Source organism: Amycolatopsis sp. NPDC051758 (assembly GCF_044453095.1).
GTDB lineage: Bacteria > Actinomycetota > Actinomycetes > Mycobacteriales > Pseudonocardiaceae > Amycolatopsis.
Window position 1 is genome coordinate 96,248 of the sequence record NZ_JBITCJ010000005.1, and the last position, 16,003, is coordinate 112,250.

19 protein-coding genes are annotated in these 16,003 nt (G+C 71.1%); 10 read left to right on the plus strand and 9 right to left on the minus strand.

Going from position 1 to position 16,003, the window contains the following annotated elements:
* Window positions 1-942 carry a threonine/serine dehydratase gene (locus ACIA5G_RS23815; protein ID WP_395926696.1) on the plus strand — a complete coding sequence of 314 codons (942 nt, stop codon included), beginning with the start codon at window positions 1-3 and terminating at the stop codon, window positions 940-942.
* 59 nt (window positions 943-1,001) lie between these two features.
* Window positions 1,002-1,256, plus strand: a complete 255-nt coding sequence (locus tag ACIA5G_RS23820) for a hypothetical protein (protein WP_395926698.1) — start codon at window positions 1,002-1,004, stop codon at window positions 1,254-1,256.
* On the opposite strand, the gene ACIA5G_RS23825 is transcribed toward ACIA5G_RS23820, so the two are convergent.
* From ACIA5G_RS23825 to ACIA5G_RS23835, 3 genes are all read right to left on the minus strand, one after another.
* On the minus strand, window positions 1,253-2,815 hold the full coding sequence (locus tag ACIA5G_RS23825) for a glycoside hydrolase family 13 protein (protein ID WP_395926700.1): 1,563 nt from the start codon (window positions 2,813-2,815) through the stop codon (window positions 1,253-1,255). The two genes, ACIA5G_RS23820 and ACIA5G_RS23825, sit on opposite strands and share 4 nt — an antisense overlap.
* Window positions 2,815-3,198: a globin gene (locus ACIA5G_RS23830; protein WP_326960134.1), complete on the minus strand. Its 384-nt coding sequence runs from the start codon at window positions 3,196-3,198 to the stop codon at window positions 2,815-2,817. Before ACIA5G_RS23830 ends, ACIA5G_RS23825 begins: the two co-directional genes overlap by 1 nt.
* A gap of 153 nt (window positions 3,199-3,351) precedes the next feature.
* Window positions 3,352-4,335, minus strand: coding sequence for a mechanosensitive ion channel family protein (locus ACIA5G_RS23835; protein ID WP_395926702.1), 984 nt, complete (start codon window positions 4,333-4,335; stop codon window positions 3,352-3,354).
* Between the two features lie 358 nt (window positions 4,336-4,693).
* Between ACIA5G_RS23835 and ACIA5G_RS23840 the strand changes: the two genes are divergently transcribed.
* Window positions 4,694-5,191 (plus strand): HNH endonuclease, encoded by a 498-nt coding sequence (locus ACIA5G_RS23840; RefSeq protein WP_395926704.1) that lies wholly within the window; start codon window positions 4,694-4,696, stop codon window positions 5,189-5,191.
* Between the two features lie 119 nt (window positions 5,192-5,310).
* Here the strand turns inward: ACIA5G_RS23840 and ACIA5G_RS23845 are convergent, their stop codons facing one another.
* On the minus strand, window positions 5,311-5,682 hold the full coding sequence (locus ACIA5G_RS23845) for a hypothetical protein (RefSeq protein ID WP_395926706.1): 372 nt from the start codon (window positions 5,680-5,682) through the stop codon (window positions 5,311-5,313).
* Between the two features lie 278 nt (window positions 5,683-5,960).
* Here ACIA5G_RS23845 and ACIA5G_RS23850 point away from each other — a divergent pair, with 278 nt between their 5' ends.
* Entirely contained in the window at window positions 5,961-6,215 is a 255-nt protein-coding gene (locus ACIA5G_RS23850; RefSeq protein WP_395926708.1) for a hypothetical protein, read from the plus strand.
* The gene (locus ACIA5G_RS23855) at window positions 6,202-6,690 is read left to right on the plus strand and encodes a DUF5130 family protein (protein WP_395926710.1); all 489 of its coding nucleotides are present in this window, start codon (window positions 6,202-6,204) and stop codon (window positions 6,688-6,690) included. Before ACIA5G_RS23850 ends, ACIA5G_RS23855 begins: the two co-directional genes overlap by 14 nt.
* 153 nt (window positions 6,691-6,843) lie before the next feature.
* Here ACIA5G_RS23855 and ACIA5G_RS23860 read toward each other — a convergent pair whose 3' ends face one another.
* Together ACIA5G_RS23860 and pepN are read right to left on the minus strand one after the other, a co-directional pair.
* The gene (locus tag ACIA5G_RS23860) at window positions 6,844-7,212 is read right to left on the minus strand and encodes a VOC family protein (RefSeq protein ID WP_395926712.1); all 369 of its coding nucleotides are present in this window, start codon (window positions 7,210-7,212) and stop codon (window positions 6,844-6,846) included.
* A gap of 131 nt (window positions 7,213-7,343) precedes the next feature.
* Window positions 7,344-9,911 carry an aminopeptidase N gene (gene pepN / locus ACIA5G_RS23865; protein WP_395926714.1) on the minus strand — a complete coding sequence of 856 codons (2,568 nt, stop codon included), beginning with the start codon at window positions 9,909-9,911 and terminating at the stop codon, window positions 7,344-7,346.
* Window positions 9,912-10,073: 162 nt separating this feature from the next.
* Between pepN and ACIA5G_RS23870 the strand changes: the two genes are divergently transcribed.
* A complete protein-coding gene (locus ACIA5G_RS23870; protein WP_395926716.1) occupies window positions 10,074-10,694 on the plus strand; it encodes a DsbA family protein in 621 nt (206 codons plus the stop codon).
* Window positions 10,695-10,701: 7 nt separating this feature from the next.
* Here the strand turns inward: ACIA5G_RS23870 and ACIA5G_RS23875 are convergent, their stop codons facing one another.
* Together ACIA5G_RS23875 and ACIA5G_RS23880 are read right to left on the minus strand one after the other, a co-directional pair.
* A complete protein-coding gene (locus tag ACIA5G_RS23875) occupies window positions 10,702-11,511 on the minus strand; it encodes an MBL fold metallo-hydrolase (RefSeq protein ID WP_395926719.1) in 810 nt (269 codons plus the stop codon).
* On the minus strand, window positions 11,508-12,230 hold the full coding sequence (locus tag ACIA5G_RS23880) for a 2-phosphosulfolactate phosphatase (RefSeq protein WP_395926721.1): 723 nt from the start codon (window positions 12,228-12,230) through the stop codon (window positions 11,508-11,510). The genes ACIA5G_RS23875 and ACIA5G_RS23880 overlap by 4 nt, the downstream gene beginning before the upstream one ends.
* 45 nt (window positions 12,231-12,275) lie before the next feature.
* Between ACIA5G_RS23880 and ACIA5G_RS23885 the strand changes: the two genes are divergently transcribed.
* On the plus strand, window positions 12,276-12,749 hold the full coding sequence (locus ACIA5G_RS23885) for a ribose-5-phosphate isomerase (RefSeq protein WP_395926724.1): 474 nt from the start codon (window positions 12,276-12,278) through the stop codon (window positions 12,747-12,749).
* Window positions 12,749-13,558, plus strand: a complete 810-nt coding sequence (locus tag ACIA5G_RS23890) for an Fpg/Nei family DNA glycosylase (RefSeq protein ID WP_395926726.1) — start codon at window positions 12,749-12,751, stop codon at window positions 13,556-13,558. Before ACIA5G_RS23885 ends, ACIA5G_RS23890 begins: the two co-directional genes overlap by 1 nt.
* Window positions 13,559-13,661: 103 nt before the next feature.
* Here the strand turns inward: ACIA5G_RS23890 and ACIA5G_RS23895 are convergent, their stop codons facing one another.
* Window positions 13,662-14,474 (minus strand): hypothetical protein, encoded by an 813-nt coding sequence (locus ACIA5G_RS23895; protein ID WP_395926728.1) that lies wholly within the window; start codon window positions 14,472-14,474, stop codon window positions 13,662-13,664.
* 147 nt (window positions 14,475-14,621) lie between these two features.
* Between ACIA5G_RS23895 and ACIA5G_RS23900 the strand changes: the two genes are divergently transcribed.
* Window positions 14,622-15,497: an LLM class F420-dependent oxidoreductase gene (locus ACIA5G_RS23900; RefSeq protein WP_395926730.1), complete on the plus strand. Its 876-nt coding sequence runs from the start codon at window positions 14,622-14,624 to the stop codon at window positions 15,495-15,497.
* Window positions 15,498-15,502: 5 nt separating this feature from the next.
* Window positions 15,503-15,952, plus strand: coding sequence for a nuclear transport factor 2 family protein (locus ACIA5G_RS23905; RefSeq protein ID WP_395926732.1), 450 nt, complete (start codon window positions 15,503-15,505; stop codon window positions 15,950-15,952).
* Window positions 15,953-16,003 lie beyond the last annotated feature (51 nt).

A 16,003-nucleotide genomic window follows, 5' to 3' on the forward strand; every position in this document is an offset into this window, starting at 1 on the left:
GTGCCGGAAACGCGCCTCGACCTGGCTCGCATTCGCGCGGCTCGCCGGGTGATCAACCCGGTCTTCCTCGACTCGCCGTTGTACCGGTGCGACGCGCTGGAATCGGCCCTCGGGTGCGCGGTCAGCGTCAAGCTCGAAACGGCGAACCCGGTCCGCAGCTTCAAGGGCCGCGGCACCGAGCTGGTCGCGAGCGCGCTCACCGGTCCGGCGGTGTGCGCCAGCGCGGGCAACCTCGGCCAGGCTCTCGCCTGGTCGGCCCGCGGCCGGGGGCTCGACGTCAAGGTTGTGGCGTCCCGCTTCGCGCCGGAGGCCAAGCTCGAGCGCATCCGGGCACTGGGCGCGGAGCTGGAGCTGGTGGACGGCGACTTCGAGCTGGCCCGCGAGCGGGCGGTGGCCATCGCCCGCCACGACGGCATCCGGCTGGTCGAAGACAGCTTGGACCTGGAGACCTGCGAGGGCGCGGCGACGATCGGCCTGGAGCTGGTGGACACCGCGTTCGACACCGTCCTCATCGCGCTCGGCGGCGGGGCGATGGCCACCGGGGTGGGACACGTGCTGAAGGCGCTGGCGCCCGGCGTCGAGGTGATCTGCGTCCAGCCGCGGGGCGCTCCGGCGATGACGCGCTCCTTCCACGAACGGCGGGTCGTCACCACCGGCCCGACCGACACGATCGCCGACGGTGTCGCCGGGCGACGGCCCATCCCGGAGGTCCTGGCCGACCTGCTGCTGGTCGCCGACGACGCCGTGCTGGTCGAGGAGCCGTCGATCAGCACCGGCCTGCGCATGCTGTTCGACCACGCGGGGCTCGTTGTCGAACCGTCGGCCGCGCTCGGCATCGCGGCGATCCTCGAAGACCGGGAGCGTTTCGCCGGGCGGCACGTGGTCACCATCGTGTGCGGCGGCAACGTCGACGGCGACGCGTACCGCCGCTGGGTCGGCTGAAGGCTTACGGATTCCTTTCGCCGGTCACTTTCCCGCGTCCGCGGTGGCACGCTGGAGCCATGACCCCGGACGAAGACCCGACCGCGGACTTCCTCGACGGTGTTTGTGCCGAGGAGACGCCGTGGCGGCGCGACCGTCCGGTGGGGGAAGAGGCGCCGGAGCGCGCCGGAAGACCTGAGAGGTGGGGCCGCACGCGAGCGGCGGGCCGGGCGGCCGCCCAAGCGGCGCCCTACCTCCAGGCCGCGGCGCTGGTGGCGTGGCTGGCGAGCGGCGCTTTCGACGACGGGCCGGGCTCGGGCGACCAGTCCGGCTAGACCAGCCAGGCCGCGGCGTCGGCCGGGAGCTTCCCGTCCACCAGCGGGCTGCTGGACAGCAGCAGCTCACCCGGCGGCAGCGCGATCGGGCTCGCCGAGGTGTTCAACGCGCACACGAGCCCGCCGCCCTTGCGGCGGAACGCGAAGCACCCCGCGGGCGCGCCGTACCACTCCAGCTCGTCGCCGCCGAACGCCGAATGCGTCTTCCGCAGCTCGATCGCTTGGCGGTACAGCGAAAGTGTCGAGTCCGCGTCCTCGATCTGCTTCTCGACCGTCAGCCCGGCCCACCCGGCCGGCATCGGCAGCCACGTGCGCGGGTTGCGGGAGAAGCCGAACGGCGGCAGGTCGCCCTCCCACGGCAGCGGCACCCGGGAGACGTCGCGGCCGAACTCGGCGCCGCTCGTCTTCGCACGAGGGTCGGCCATCGCGTCGACCGGCAGGTCCACGTTCGCCAGGCCCAGCTCTTCGCCGTTGTACAGGTAGACCGCGCCGGGCAGGGCCAGCTCGACCAGCGCCATCGCCCGGGCCCGCCGCACCCCGGCCGCGCCGCCGCCGTAGCGGCTGACCTGCCGCCAGACGTCGTGGTTGCTCAGCGTCCAGGTCGCCGGCGCGCCGACCTTCGCCGGCACGGTCAGGGAGCGCTGGATCGCCGTGCGCATCGCGTCGGCGTCGAAGTGGGTCAGCACCAGGCGGAAGTTGAACGCCAGGTGCAGCTCGTCGGGGCGCAGGTACCGGGAGAGGCGCTCCTCGTCGGTCACCCAGATCTCGCCGACGGCCATCGCCTCGGGGAACTCGTCGAGCACCTTGCGGATCATCTGGTGGATCTCGTGGACGCCGTCGTAGTCCCACCGCGGGTCGTAGTAGTGGCTCGGCCCCAGCGCGTCGGCGCGCGGGTCCATGTCCGGCAGCCCGGGCGGCTTGGCCATGCCGTGCGCGACGTCGATGCGGAAGCCGTCGACCCCGCGTTCGAGCCAGAACCGCAGGGTGCGCTCGAGGTCGGCGGCGACCTCGGGGTTGGCCCAGTTCAGGTCCGGCTGCTGCGGCGCGAACAGGTGCAGGTACCACTGGCCGTCCGGCACCCGGGTCCAGGCCGGGCCGCCGAACGCGCTGACCCAGTTGTTCGGCGGGTCCTCGCCGCGCGGGCCGACGCCGTCGCGGAAGATGTAGCGCTCGCGCTCCGGGCTGCCCGGCTCGGCCGCCATCGCCGACTTGAACCAGGCGTGCTGGTTGCTGGTGTGGTTGGGCACGACGTCGACGGTGACCTTGATGTTGCGCTTGTGCGCCTCGGTCAGCAGCACGTCGAAGTCACCGAGGGTGCCGAACATCGGGTCGACGTCGCGCGGGTCGGCGATGTCGTACCCGTGGTCGGCCATCGGGGAGCGGTAGAACGGCGTCAGCCACAGCGCGTCGACGCCCAGCAGCTCCAGGTAACCGAGCCGGGAGTGGATGCCTTCCAGGTCTCCGACGCCGTCGCCGTCCGAATCGGCGAACGAACGCACGTAAACCTGGTAGAACACCGCGTCCCGCCACCAGGCGGGTTCTCCCGGCTCCGGTCTCATCAGACGAAGCTGTTCATCATGCTGTGGGCGGCCATCTCCAGGTAGGCCCACAGCTGCTGCCGGTACGGCTCGTCGAGGTTCTCCTCGTCGACCGCGATCCGGATGCAGCGCAGCCAGGCGTCCCGCTCGATCGGCCCGATCTTGAACGGCGCGTGCCGCATCCGCAGCCGCGGGTGCCCGCGCTGGTCGGAGTAGGTGTGCGGGCCGCCCCAGTACTGCATCAGGAACAGCCGGAAGCGCTCCTCGGCCGGGCCGAGGTCCTCCTCGGGGTAGAGCGGGCGCAGGATCTCGTCCCGCGCGACCTCCTCGTAGAACCGCCCGACGATCCGGCGGAACGTGGGTTCGCCGCCCACCGCTTCGTAGAGGTTCGCCGGTTCGCTCACTGCAGACACGCCTTCCATTTTGCCCTTCGGGTGCGGGGTTCCCGACGCCGGTCCCACCCGTCGGCGGATGGTCGCGAACCCGTTTCCCAGCGTAACGGCGGGGCCGGCCCCGGCCCGGGTCGCGAGTGCGCTCGGCACCCGCGACCCCGGCCGCTACTTTTCGATCGCTGGGGTCGCGCTCGGGAACAAGCGGCCGAGCGGCGGCTCGAAGCCGGCCTCTTCCAGGGCCGCCAGCAGCTGGCCCCGCAGCGCGCGCTGGACCGCCCACTGCTTGCCCGGGCGCACCTTCACGGTCAGGCGCAGCTGGATGCCTTCCGGTGTGACACTTTCCACACCCAGCATCTCGGGCGGCTCCAGCACGTTGGCCCGGAGCGCCTCGCTCTCGGTGGCGATGGACGCGGCCTCCATGAGCACGGTGGACGCGCGCTCGACGTCGGCGGTGTACCCGAGCGGGACGTCGACGAGCGCGACCGCGAAGCCCTGGCTCGAGTTGCCGACGCGCAGCACCTCGCCGTTGCGGACGTACCAGACGGTGCCCTTCATGTCGCGCAGCGTGGTGATCCGCAGGCCGACCGCCTCGACGGTGCCGGTCGCCTCGCCGACGTCCACGACGTCGCCGACGCCGTACTGGTCCTCGACCATCATGAAGATGCCGGACAGGAAGTCCTTCACCAGGTTCTGCGCGCCGAACCCGATCGCGACGCCGATGATGCCGGCCGACGCGATGATCGGGCCCAGGTTCAGCCCCAGCTCGCCCAGCACGAGGATGAACGCGAGGCCGTAGACGAGGAACGTCGCCATCGACTTGAGCACCGAGCCGATGGTCTGCGCGCGCTGGCGGCGCCGTTCGATCACGGCGGAGCCCAGCACCTCGGGGGCGCGCTCACGCAGGGGGCGCAGCAGCGCGGGGAGCTTCCCGTTCGACTTCGGGAGCGTCGTGATGCGGTTGATCATCCGTCTGATCAGCAGTCGCACGGCGAACGCGATCACGATGATCATCAGGATCTTCAGCGGCTTGGTCAGCAGCCAGTTCGCCGAGCCGGCCAGCCACTCGTTGTTCGTGGCCCGGAACACCTGGTAACACCACGTGCTGGCGTCGGTGATGCAAGGCGTCGCGGCGGTGAACAAAGGGGACACGGGAGTTCGATCATCCTTCCGATCAGGTCGGTCATCCCAACTTCGAGTGGATGTTGGGTCGCGCGGATGTGACACGTCTTGTAACACACGTGCGCTGGGGGCCAGTTCTGTGGTCGACTATGCCTACGCCCCTGGAGGTGGTCGAGTGCCAGACCGACAACCCAGCCCCCGCGGTGTCTCCGGCCAAGCCATGGCCGAAGAGACGCCAGAGGTGGTTCTGCGCGCCTATCCGGGGGGTTCCGCATCCGGCGGAGCCGTTCCGGCCGGGCCGGGGAACCGCCCAGGGGGAGTTACCCGCCCGCCCGGACAGCGTAGTAGAGGCCGGGATCCGGCCGCCCCCTCGTGGGGCCGACGCCGGGTGCTCCTGCTCAATGCCACGTTCGAGCCGCTGACCGCGCTGCCGCTGCGGCGGGCCGTGGTGCTGGTGATGTGCGGCAAGGCCGAAGTGGTGCACGGTGATCCCGGTGGCATCGAGTTGCACGCGGCGACGGTGTCGCTGCCCGTGCCCTCGGTGATCCGGCTCAGCACGTACGTGCGGGTGCCGTACCGGGCCCAGGTGCCGCTGACCCGCGCCGGGCTGATGCACCGCGACCGGTACCGCTGCGCGTACTGCGGAGGGCGGGCCGAGACGATCGACCACGTCATCCCGCGCAGCCGTGGCGGACCGCACAGCTGGACGAACTGCGTCGCCTGCTGCGCCAAGTGCAACCACCGCAAGGCGGACCGGCTGCTCTCGGAGATCAACTGGCGGCTGCGCGTCGTCCCGCGGGCGCCCCACGGCCCGCACTGGCGGCTGCTCGCACACTCCAAGGAGGCCGACCCGCTCTGGCGGCCGTATCTCGGCTCCGCCGCCTGAGGTCTGCCGGACGAGCGGGGCCCGGACATGCCGGCGCCCCGGCTGCCTTGCGGCGGCCGGGGCGAGCCGGGTGTGCGCGCGGTGCGCTCAGGTAACGCAGGTGAGCCTGGAGTGCCGGGTCAGGCGGCCAGCGCGTAGTCGCTCTGGCAGGTGACGCGGGTGCCCATGGTGACGCGCGTGCCGCGGGTGACCCGGGTGCCTCGCGTGACGCGGGTGCCACCGGTGACGCGCGTGCCGGCCGTCACTCGCGTGCCCATCGTGACCCGCGTGCCACGGGTGACCCGGGTGCCTCGCGTGACCCGCGTCCCGTTCGTCACCCGGGTGCCCATGGTGACGCGCGTTCCCGCCGTGACCCGTGTACCGCGAGTGACGCGTGTACCGCGGGTAACCCTTGTGCCCGCCGTCACACGCGTTCCGGGCACGAATTCGATGTCGCTGGGTGACGAGATGGTCTCGGTGATCGCCTGTGCGGGGGTGTCGACGCTGTTCATGGCAAGGCCTCCTGGGACCGGTGCGTTACCTGCTGGGGCTGGGGAGCGGGGCGCAAGGCCCGTACAGGTGAAAAAGCTACGAGGATTTCAAGGCAACAACAAGACGACAGCGGCGGGTGCGGCCGCCTGTACGTTGAGTTGCAACCTTTCGGCCCGACGGTCTTCGCCCCAACGTTCCAGTGGCCGCGAGGCAAGCGGCGGACGGCACCCGGCTTACGACGAACGGTCGAGTGCGGCGCGCGCGGTGGTCGTGGAGGTCATCCGATACGCTCAGCGCCGTGAACGTTGTCGAGACGATCGTGGTCTTCGCCGTGATCCCGCTGGCCATTTACGGCCTCGCCGGGCTGCTGACGCTCCGGCGCAGGTCCGGCGGTGCCCCGCGGCACCGGTCCGGCCAGGCCTGGGACTACCCGGCCATGTGGTGGAGCGCCAACCCCGAAGGGGTCGGCGAGGGGCACCGGCACGCCGGTGCCGAGAACAGCGCGCCCGAGGGCGCCCCGACCGCGGCCGGAGGCGCTCGTGGCAACTGGTGAGCTGACCAAGCGCGTCGACGAGTCCGAGCTGGCCTACGGCGAGGTGATCACCGGCAGCGGCCGCCGTTCCGCGGCGAAGATGTACGAGCCCGTCGCGCCGGCAGGCCCCTTCACCACCCGCCAGCTGGCCCGCCTCGACGAGGCCCTGACCTTCGCGAGCCGCGAGACCGGGCTGGACTTCAGCCTGTACCTCGGCGAGCTCGGCGAGGACAGCCGGTCGACGGCGGAGAAGCTGCACGCGACAACGGCGGACCCGGCGAACGCGGTCCTGATCGCGGTCTCGCCCGGCGAGCGCAAGATCGAGATCGTCACGGGCAAGCTGGCCTACCAGCGCCTGCCCGACCGCGGCGCCAAGCTGGCGGTGGCGAGCATGGTGGCGTCCTTCAAGGAAGGCGACCTGGTCCGCGGGCTGGTCAACGGCCTGGCGAACGCGCTGCGCATGCTGTCCGATCAGGCGGGCCCCGCGCCCCGCTGACGCAGACTCGAAGAGCCCCGCACCTCGAGCAGGTGCGGGGCTCTTTCACGTCCGGCGCCGGTCTCGAACGCCCCAATGTGGCGTTGGGTGCGTTGGACGCACCGAACGCCACATTGGGTGCGTTGGATGCACCCAACGCCACATTGGGGTGCTTCAGCGGGGGCTGTGGTCGGCGAACTCGACGGTGAAGCCGTCCGGGTCGCGCAGCTGCAGCTGCCGCTCGAAACCGCGGTCGCGCGGCGGCCCGGCCACCTCGACACCGCGGGCCACGAACTCGGCGTACAGCTCGTCGAGGTCGTCGGCCAGCAGCTCGACCTGTACGAACGTGCGCAGCCGCCGCACTCGCTCGTCCTCCTGGCTGACGACCGGGCCCAGCTCCAGCAGCCCAAGAGTGCCGGCGCCCAGGCGCAGGAGGACGAAGCGGTCGGTGCGGACCTCGACGGTGAACCCGAGCGAGACGTAGAAGGGGACCGAGCGGTCGAGGCTGGCGACCGGCAGGCTCATCCCGGCGAACGTGATCATGGCGACTCCTCGAGGAGTGCGCCACGGACCGGATCGGACGGGCGTTCCGACGCTGCACCCGCCGGCACCCACCTTAGCGAACCGGCGGCGGCCCGTGCCGGAGCACGAGCCGCCGCCGGGGCGGAACCGCGTCAGGCCTGGGCGTCGAAGTCCCGGGCCGCGAGGGCGCGGACGATCCCCGCCCGGCCCTCCGACACCAGCCGCCGCAGGGCTTGCGGGTGCTCGCCCGCCAGCCACTCGTCGGACGCCGTCACCGTGTCCGGGGCCACCGCCCACGACGGGTACAGCCCGATCGCCATCGGCTGCGCGCGCTCGCTGGAGCGCCGCTGCCACACCTCGTCGATGACCTCGAAGTACTTGGCCACGTACGAGCCGAGCAGCGCCTTCTGACCCGGGTGCGAGAAGCCCGAGATGAGCGAGTCGCTGACCGCGTTGGGCAGCTCGTCGTCGTGCACCGCGCGCTGCCACGCGTCCGCCTTGGCCTCCTCCGTCGGGCGCAGGGCGCGGGCGCGCTCCGCCTGGCGGCGGCCGGTGGCGGTGTTGTCGCGGGCCAGCTCGGCGTCGATCTGCTCGCCGTCCGCCTGGCCGTGCGCGACCAGGGCGTGCAGCAGCCGCCAGCGCAGGTCGGTGTCGACCGTCAGGCCCTCGAGCGGCGCGGAGCCGTCCAGCCAGCCGCTGAGCACGGCCACCGTGGCCTGGTCCAGCACCGAACCGGACAGCGAGTTCACGAACGCCAGCTGGTGGTCCGAGCCCGGCTCGGCGCCGCGGGCCAGCTCCAGCAGCCGTGCGGTGAACGCGGGCCAGCCGGTCGACGCCGCCCACTCCTGCTCGGCGTAGGAGTTCAGCGCGGTCTGCGCCTGCAGCAGCAGCCGCTGGACAACACCGACCTCGCTCTCGGTGTGGATGCCGCGCTGCACCAGCGTGACGAAGTCGCGGGCCTTCAGCTCGGCTTCGCGGGTCATCTCCCACGCCGCCGACCAGCACAGCGTCCGCGGCAGCGATTCGGTGATGTCGGCGACACGGTCGATCAGCGTGGTCAGCGACGCCGGGTCGAGCCGCATCGTGCAGTAGGTCAGGTCGTCGTCGTTGACCAGCACGAGCTTGCCCGCCGCCCGGCCGACCAGGTCCGGCACCTCGGTGCGCTCGCCGTCGACGTCCAGCTCGACGCGGTGGGTCCGGACGATCTTGCCGCTGCCGTCCTCGTCGTAGATGCCGACGGCGACGCGGTGCGTCCGCAGCTCACCGGCGCCCGGCTTGGCGCCGGACTGCACCACGGCGAACGACGTGAACTTGCCGTCCGCGCCGACCTCGTAGCGCGGGCTCAGCGAGTTCAGCCCGGTGGTCTCGAGCCACTGCGCGCTCCACCACGACAGGTCACGCCCGGACGCCTCCTCCAGCGCGCCCAGCAGGTCGGCCAGCGTCGCGTTGCCCCAGGCGTGCTTGCCGAAGTACACCTTCAGGCCGTCGAGGAAGTGCTCCAGCCCGACGTAGGCGACGAGCTGCTTGAGCACGCTCGCGCCCTTGGCGTAGGTGATGCCGTCGAAGTTCACCTCGACCGCGTGCAGGTCGACGATGTCCGCGGCGATCGGGTGTGTCGAGGGCAGCTGGTCCTGCCGGTAGGCCCACGACTTCTCGATGTTCGCGAAGCTGGTCCACGCGTTCTTGTACTCGGTCGCCTCGGCCTGGGCCAGCACGCTCGCGAAGGTCGCGAACGACTCGTTCAGCCACAGGTCGTCCCACCAGCGCATGGTGACCAGGTCGCCGAACCACATGTGCGCCATCTCGTGCAGCAGCGTCTCGGCGCGCCGCTCGTAGGCGTAGCGGGTGACGCGGCTGCGGAAGACGTAGTCCTCGAGGAAGGTGACGGCGCCGGCGTTCTCCATCGCGCCCGCGTTGAACTCCGGCACGAACAGCTGGTCGTACTTGGAGAACGGGTAGGGCGTGCCGAACTTCTCGTGGTAGAAGCCGAAACCCTGCTTGGTCTCGGTGAACAGCCGCTCGGCGTCCATGTGCTCGGCCAGCGAAGCGCGGCAGTAGAGGCCCAGCGGGATCGTCTTGTGCTCGTCGGTGTACTCGTCACGCCACTCGGCGTACGGCCCGGCGATCAGCGCGACCAGGTAGGTCGAGAGCCGCTCGGACTCCTTGAACACCGTGCGGACGGCGCCTTCGGGCGTCTCCTCGGCGGACTCCGCCACGGTGTTCGCGATGACCTTCCAGTCCCGCGGCGCGATCACGGTGAGCCGGTAGACCGACTTCAGGTCGGGCTGGTCGAAGCAGGCGAACATCCGCTTCGCGTCCGCGGTTTCGAACTGGGTGTACAGGTAGACGCTGTCGTCGACCGGGTCGACGAACCGGTGCAGGCCCTCGCCGGTGTTCATGTAGCGGCAGTCGGCGGTGACCGTGAGCTCGTTCGTCTCGGCCAGGTCCGCCAGCGCGATGCCCTTGTCTTCGACGTAGGCACTGATGTCGACGTCCGCGCCGTTCAGCGTGGCGGAGTGCACGCGGTCGGCGACGAGGTCGACCCAGGTCTGTTCGCCGGCCTTGGCGCTCGCGAACCGGACGGTCGTCGTCGACGCGAAGGTCTTCTCCCCGGGTCCGCCGTGGCCGTCGGTCAGATCGAGCTCGATGTCGTAGTGCGTGACTTCGAGCAGATCCGCGCGCAGCTTGGCTTGGTCGCGGGTCAGGTTGGGGGCGGGCACAGGCACCTCTGGGTCGTGGTATCGGTTTTCAACTCCCCGCATCCAATCATGGGCACGGGGTGGCGGGCGACAAGGGAACAAGCCTGCGTCCCCGGGTGTTGGCCCGCTGTGTGGGGGTGTGCCCGCTCCCGGACCGGACCAGATTTCGCACAGGAGTACTCGATGACCGCTGCCGAGCAGCCCACCAAGGTCGATTTCTACTTCGACCCGATCTGCCCGTTCGCCTGGATCACCTCGCGCTGGATCCTCGAGGTGGAGAAGCACCGCAACCTCGACCTCAACTTCCGGATCATGAGCCTTTCGGTGCTGAACGAGGGCCGCGACGAGCTGCCCGAGCAGTACAAGGAGCTGCTGGCCCAGGGCTGGGGCCCGGTCCGCGTGGCCGTCGCGCTCGCCCAGCTCAACGGCGAAAAGGCGCTGCGGGACTACTACACCGAGTTCGGCACGCGCTACCACAACGAGGGCAACAAGGACCGCGACGCGGTGATCAAGGAGTCCCTGGCCGCGATCGGCGCGCCGGCCGAGCTCTACGAGGCCGCGGACAAGACCGAGTTCGACGAGGCGCTGAAGAAGAGCCACCACGAGGGCATGGACCCGGTCGGCATGGACGTCGGCACCCCGACGATCCACATCGACGGCGTGGCGTTCTTCGGCCCGGTGCTCAGCTCGATCCCGCGGGGCGAGGACGCGCTGAAGGTGTTCGACGGCGCGGTCGCGCTGTCGAGCTACCCGGACTTCTTCGAGCTCAAGCGCACCCGGTCGGGCGAGCTCAACTTCGACTGAGTCTCCTTCAAGGCGTCGCGAGGGCGGCCAAGGTGACGTCGCCGGGGTAGCGCGAAGCTGCCACGGCGGCCTCCTCGGTCGTCTCGCCGCGCCCGACCCCGGCCTTGAGCGCGATCAGCTCGTGCAGGCCGTGGCGGTGGTAGCGGACGAAGTCGGCGTCGACGGGCTCGCCGTGGCCGGGCACGATCACCCGGGGCTCGAGCGCGAGGATCGTGTCGAACGTGTCCGGCCAGGCGGTCAGGTCCGACTCGGAGCTGAACGAGAACTCGCTGAAGCCGTGCTCGGCGTTCTCGACGATGTCCCCCGCGAAGACCACGCCCGCGTCGGGCACGTGCACGATCACGTCGTGGTCGGTGTGCGCCCGGCCGGGGTGCAGCAGGACGGCCGTCCGGCCGCCGAGGTCGAGCTCGGTCCGGTCGGTGAACAGGTGGTCGGGCACGACGAACGTGGTGCGCGCGATGGCGTCGGCAGTCTCCGTCTTGCCCTGTTTGCGGTAGTGGGCGATCCAGGTGGCGCGCGCGCCTTCCGGGTCCTCGGTCAGCTCGGCGCGGCAGCCCTCGTGCGCCCAGACCGGGCAGGGCCCGAACCGCTCGGTGCCCCAGGTGTGGTCGAAGTGCGCGTGCGTGTACACGACCGACCAGGGCAGCGGGGTCAGCTCGCGGACCGCCGCCGCCAGCTCGGCGCCCTGCTCGAGGTCGCCGCGCGTGTCGACGACCAGGCAGCGGTCGGCGCCCACCACCAGGCCGACGGTCAGGTCCAGCTCCGCGTAGCGGCGTGCGTGCACACCGTCGGCGACTTCGATCCAGCGCCCGCTCATGCCAGTACTCCTTCGCTCAGTACGGGAGCAGCATCGCTCACGTCGAGCTGCGCGGCCAGCGTCACGTCCCCGCCGTGACCCGATTCGGTCAGCTCGCGCCCGGACACGCAGCTCGCCAGGGCCGTGACGTCGACCGATCGGGCGGCGAGCGCGGCTTCGGGGGACAGCGTCAAGCCGTGCTCGGCGAGTGCCGCGGCGAGCGCACCGGCGCCCACCTGGTCCTCGACACACGGCCGCAGCGGCCCGAACGTGTCACCGTGGCCGAAGATGTTCACGCCCCAGCGTTCCCCGGCGGCGATCAGCCCAACCGGGCCGCCCAGTTCGCGGGCCTTCGCGGCGACGGCGGAGGCGTTGCGCAGGCAGCCGGCGAGGACCCGGGCGCCGGTCGCCGCGGCGGCTTCGCACAGCGTCGCGCCGTTGGGCGAGGGGAGCGCCAGCAGCGTCCCCGGCGGGATTTCCGTCACAGACGACGGCCTGAGGGTGAACGCGCCTTCACCCGCGATCACCGCGCCGGCCGCCCGCGCCTGCGCCACGCCGCGCTCGTCGCGCCACCGCACCGGCAGCACGCGGCCGCCGCGGCCGACCACGAGATCGGTGGTGGTGCTGAAGGAAAGCACGTCGACGACCACCAGCACGGCGCACTCCCGGCCGAGCGCGGCGACACCTTCGCCACCCCAGTCGAGCCGGACGTCGTACCCCGACTGCTCCCAGATCCCCACCCCCGGAGCATGCCCGAAATGGGCCGTGGTGGCAGACTCCCAGCCGTGCGTGTCTACTTGGGATCCGACCATGCCGGTTTCGAGCTGAAGAACCACCTGGTGGCTCACCTGGAGAAGCAGGGCCACGACGTCACCGACATCGGTCCGCAGGTCTACGACGCGGCCGACGACTACCCGGCCTTCTGCGTCGAGACGGCGTTGCGCGTGGTGGCCGACGAAGGCAGCCGTGGCATCGTCGTCGGCGGCTCGGGCAACGGCGAGCAGATCGCCGCGAACAAGGTGCCCGGCGCGCGGGCCGGCCTGGCCTGGAGCGTCGAGACCGCCCAGCTGTGCCGTGAGCACAACCACGCCCAGCTGATCGGCGTCGGCGCCCGGATGCACACCGTCGAGCAGGCCACCGAGATCGTCGAGGCGTTCCTGGCGACCGAGGTTTCGCCGGAGGATCGGCACGCCCGCCGCGTCCAGCAGCTGCTGGACTACGAGCGCACCGGGACCCCGCCGCCGCTGCCGGAGGCCTGATGCCCGAGGGGCACACCCTCCACCGGCTCGCGCGGCTGCACAAACGCCGGTTCGCCGGCGCCCCGGTCGCGGTGAGCAGCCCGCAGGGCCGGTTCGCCGCCGAAGCGTCCCGTTTGGACGGTCAGGTGCTCGCCGGCGCGGAGGCGTACGGCAAGCACCTGTTCCACGACTACGGCCCGCCCGGGATCGTGCACATCCACCTGGGTCTCTACGGCACCTTCGCCGAGGCGCCGCTGCCCGCGCCGGAGCCGGTGGGCCAGGTCCGGCTGCGGCTGGCCGGCCGGACACATTGGACGGACCTGCGCGGGCCCACCCGCTGCGAGCTGCTCGACGTCGCGCAGGCCGACGCGATCAAAGCCCGGCTGGGACCGGATCCGCTGCGCCGCGACGCAAAACCCGAGCTGGCCTGGGCGCGCGTCTCACGCTCGAAGGTCTCGATCGCCGCGCTGCTGATGGACCAGGCGGTGCTGGCGGGTGTCGGCAACGTCTACCGCGCCGAGGTGCTGTTCCGCCACGGCGTCGCCCCGCTCACCCCGGGGCGCGCGCTGGACCGGGCGCTGTGGGACGACATGTGGGCCGACCTGGTGACGTTGATGCGCGACGGCGTGCGTGTCGGCCGCATCGACACGGTCCGCCCCGAGCACCTGCCGGAGGCGATGGGCCGCGCCGCGCGTGTCGACCGCCACGGCGGCGAGGTGTATGTCTACCGCCGCGCCGGCGACCCGTGCCTGGTGTGCGGGACGCCGGTGGCGAACTCGGAGCTGGTGGGCCGCAACCTCTACTGGTGCCCCACCTGCCAGCCGGCCTGACCCCGAGCGCCCCAATGTGGCGTTGGTTGCGTCCAGCGCACCCAATGTGGCGTTCGGTGCGTCAGATGCACCCAACGCCACATTGGGGCGTTTGAAGCGGGCCTCAGAAGTCGAAGCCGCCGCCGTCGAAACCTCCACCGTCGAAGCCGCCGCCGTCGAACCCGCCGCCGCCCCAGTCGCCGCCACCGTCGCCGCCGCCCATGTCGCCGCCGCCGTCACCACCACCGTCGCCGCCGCCCGCGTCGCCGGACTCGAGGGCGTCCTGTTGGCCCGCGTCGTAGCCGGACTCCCAGGCGCCGGCGCTGGCGATGCCGCCCATGCCGGAGAACATCGCGCTGAACAGGAACATCGACCCGAGGCCCCAGGCGCCCGCGACGAGCGCGGGCTTCCACCACGGCTCGCTGTACCAGCCCTGCGGCACCGGCCGCCCGGCCACACGGCCGCCGGGGTAGTAGTACGGCGTGTCCTGGCCGGCGTCCGGGGACGCGGCGTAGTGCTGGCCCTCGACGTCCACGTCGCGGCGCTCGGTGACCTTGCCGGCGCGCTCGCGCTCGGCCTCCTCCGGCAGCTGCGGTCCGGGGTCCATGCCCATCGCGACCCGCGCGGCGCGGACGTAGTAGAGGCCTTCGACGGCGGTGTCCTTGACCAGCCGGGCCTGCTCGATGGTGGTCGCCTGTTCCATCTGCGAACCGGCCGCGTTGTAGCGCTCGCTCGCGTCGGCCATCGCCTGCATCGACGCGGTGTCGTTGCCGTTGAGGTTCAGGACCTGCCCGCCGAGCCGCTCGACCAGGCGCCGGGCGTCGGCCTTGGCGTCGTCGAGCTCGCGTTGCCTGGCCGCGGCGCGCTGCCGCGAGAAGTAGAGACCGCCGGCGACGATCACGACGACGAGCACGATCAGGAAGATCGCGGTGCCCATGGACCACTCCCAGATGTTCGGGACTCGGTGGCGGGAAGCCACCTTTGATTCGGACAACGCGGACGTTACGCGGAGGGTTCCCGGTAAGTGATCCGGCACACCGTGCCACCTGGCCGAAGAAACTAGAACACGTTATAGTTCAGTGCTATGAAGTTCACCCTGTCGATCGCGATGAACCCCCTCGATCAGCTGGGCGAGCTCGCCCGGGCCGCCGAAGAGGCCGGTTTCGCCTCCATCGCCCTGCCGGACTCGCTCTTCTACGCCGAGACGGTGGACACGGACTACCCGTACACCCCCGACGGCAGCCGGTTCTGGACCGCGGACACCCCCTGGGTGGACCCGCTGGTCGCGACCGCGGCCATGGGCGCGGTCACCAGCCGCATCGAGTTCTACACGTCGGTGCTGAAGCTCGGCTCGCGCAACCCGGTGCTGCTGGCGCGCCAGGTCGGCTCCGCGTCGGTGCTCACCGGCGGTCGCTTCGGCCTCGGGCTCGGTGTCGGCTGGCTGCCGCAGGAGTTCGAGTACTGCGGAGTGCCGTTCGAGCGGCGCGGCAAGCGTGTCGACGAGGCCATCGACGTCCTCCGGCTGATCCTCGACGGCGGCATGGTCGAGTACCACGGCGAGTTCTACGACTTCGACAAGATCCAGATGAGCCCGGCGCCGCCGAAGCGGGTGCCGTTCTACATCGGCGGCCACACCGACGTCGCGCTGCGCCGCGCCGCCCGCGTCGCCGACGGCTGGTCGTCGGCGATGATGAAGCTCGACGAACTGCGCGACACGATCACCCGCCTGAAGGAACTGCTCGCCGAACGCGGCCGCGCCGACGACCCCTTCGAGTACCAGGCCGTCTGCATCGACAAGTTCGGCCTCGACGGTTATCGCGAGCAGGCCGAGGCCGGTGTCACCGACATCATCACCATGCCGTGGGTGTTCGACGGGGTCGGGTTCGACGCGCCGGTCGAGCCGAAGCTCGAAGCGATCCACAAGTTCGGGGCCGAGATCATCACCAAGTTCGAGGAGTGACGGGCATGGGTGTGCAGGTCAGCTGGGACACCGAGAAGGAGCAGCCGCCGGCGCGGCGCGCGGCGTTCGCTTCGATGACCGCGGTGACGGCGGGGGACAAGGACGCCTGGCTGGCGCTGTTCGCGCCGGACGCCGTTGTCGAAGATCCCGTCGGGCCGTCGATGTTCGACGCCGAGGGCAAGGGACACCACGGCCCCGAGGGGATCAGCGCGTTCTGGGACATGACGATCGGCAACGTCGAGCGCTTCGAGTTCATCATCCGCGACTCGCACGCCGCGGGTGACGAGGTGGCGAACGTCGGGACGATCACGACCTACCTGCCGGGCGGCCACCGCGTCGACACCGACGGCGTGTTCGTCTACCGCGTCGGTGAGGACGGGCTGATCCGGTCGATGCGGGCGTACTGGGAGACCGAACGCGCGATGGCCACGGCGCGCCAGGTCGAAGGGGAGTGACGGTCCCGGCCAGCGGAAACCGGATTTCATATCTGATACGCGATCCCTTGA

Excerpts from the sequence above, each read along its gene's own strand:
- ACIA5G_RS23820 (WP_395926698.1), top strand. The coding sequence starts at position 1,002 with ATGACCCCGGACGAAGACCCGACCGCGGACTTCCTCGACGGTGTTTGT.
- ACIA5G_RS23825 (WP_395926700.1), bottom strand. The coding sequence starts at position 2,815 with ATGAGACCGGAGCCGGGAGAACCCGCCTGGTGGCGGGACGCGGTGTTC.
- ACIA5G_RS23845 (WP_395926706.1), bottom strand. The coding sequence starts at position 5,682 with ATGAACAGCGTCGACACCCCCGCACAGGCGATCACCGAGACCATCTCG.
- ACIA5G_RS23860 (WP_395926712.1), bottom strand. The coding sequence starts at position 7,212 with ATGATCACGTTCGCCGGGATGAGCCTGCCGGTCGCCAGCCTCGACCGC.
- ACIA5G_RS23870 (WP_395926716.1), top strand. The coding sequence starts at position 10,074 with ATGACCGCTGCCGAGCAGCCCACCAAGGTCGATTTCTACTTCGACCCG.
- ACIA5G_RS23875 (WP_395926719.1), bottom strand. The coding sequence starts at position 11,511 with ATGAGCGGGCGCTGGATCGAAGTCGCCGACGGTGTGCACGCACGCCGC.
- ACIA5G_RS23890 (WP_395926726.1), top strand. The coding sequence starts at position 12,749 with ATGCCCGAGGGGCACACCCTCCACCGGCTCGCGCGGCTGCACAAACGC.
- ACIA5G_RS23895 (WP_395926728.1), bottom strand. The coding sequence starts at position 14,474 with ATGGGCACCGCGATCTTCCTGATCGTGCTCGTCGTCGTGATCGTCGCC.
- ACIA5G_RS23900 (WP_395926730.1), top strand. The coding sequence starts at position 14,622 with ATGAAGTTCACCCTGTCGATCGCGATGAACCCCCTCGATCAGCTGGGC.
- ACIA5G_RS23905 (WP_395926732.1), top strand. The coding sequence starts at position 15,503 with ATGGGTGTGCAGGTCAGCTGGGACACCGAGAAGGAGCAGCCGCCGGCG.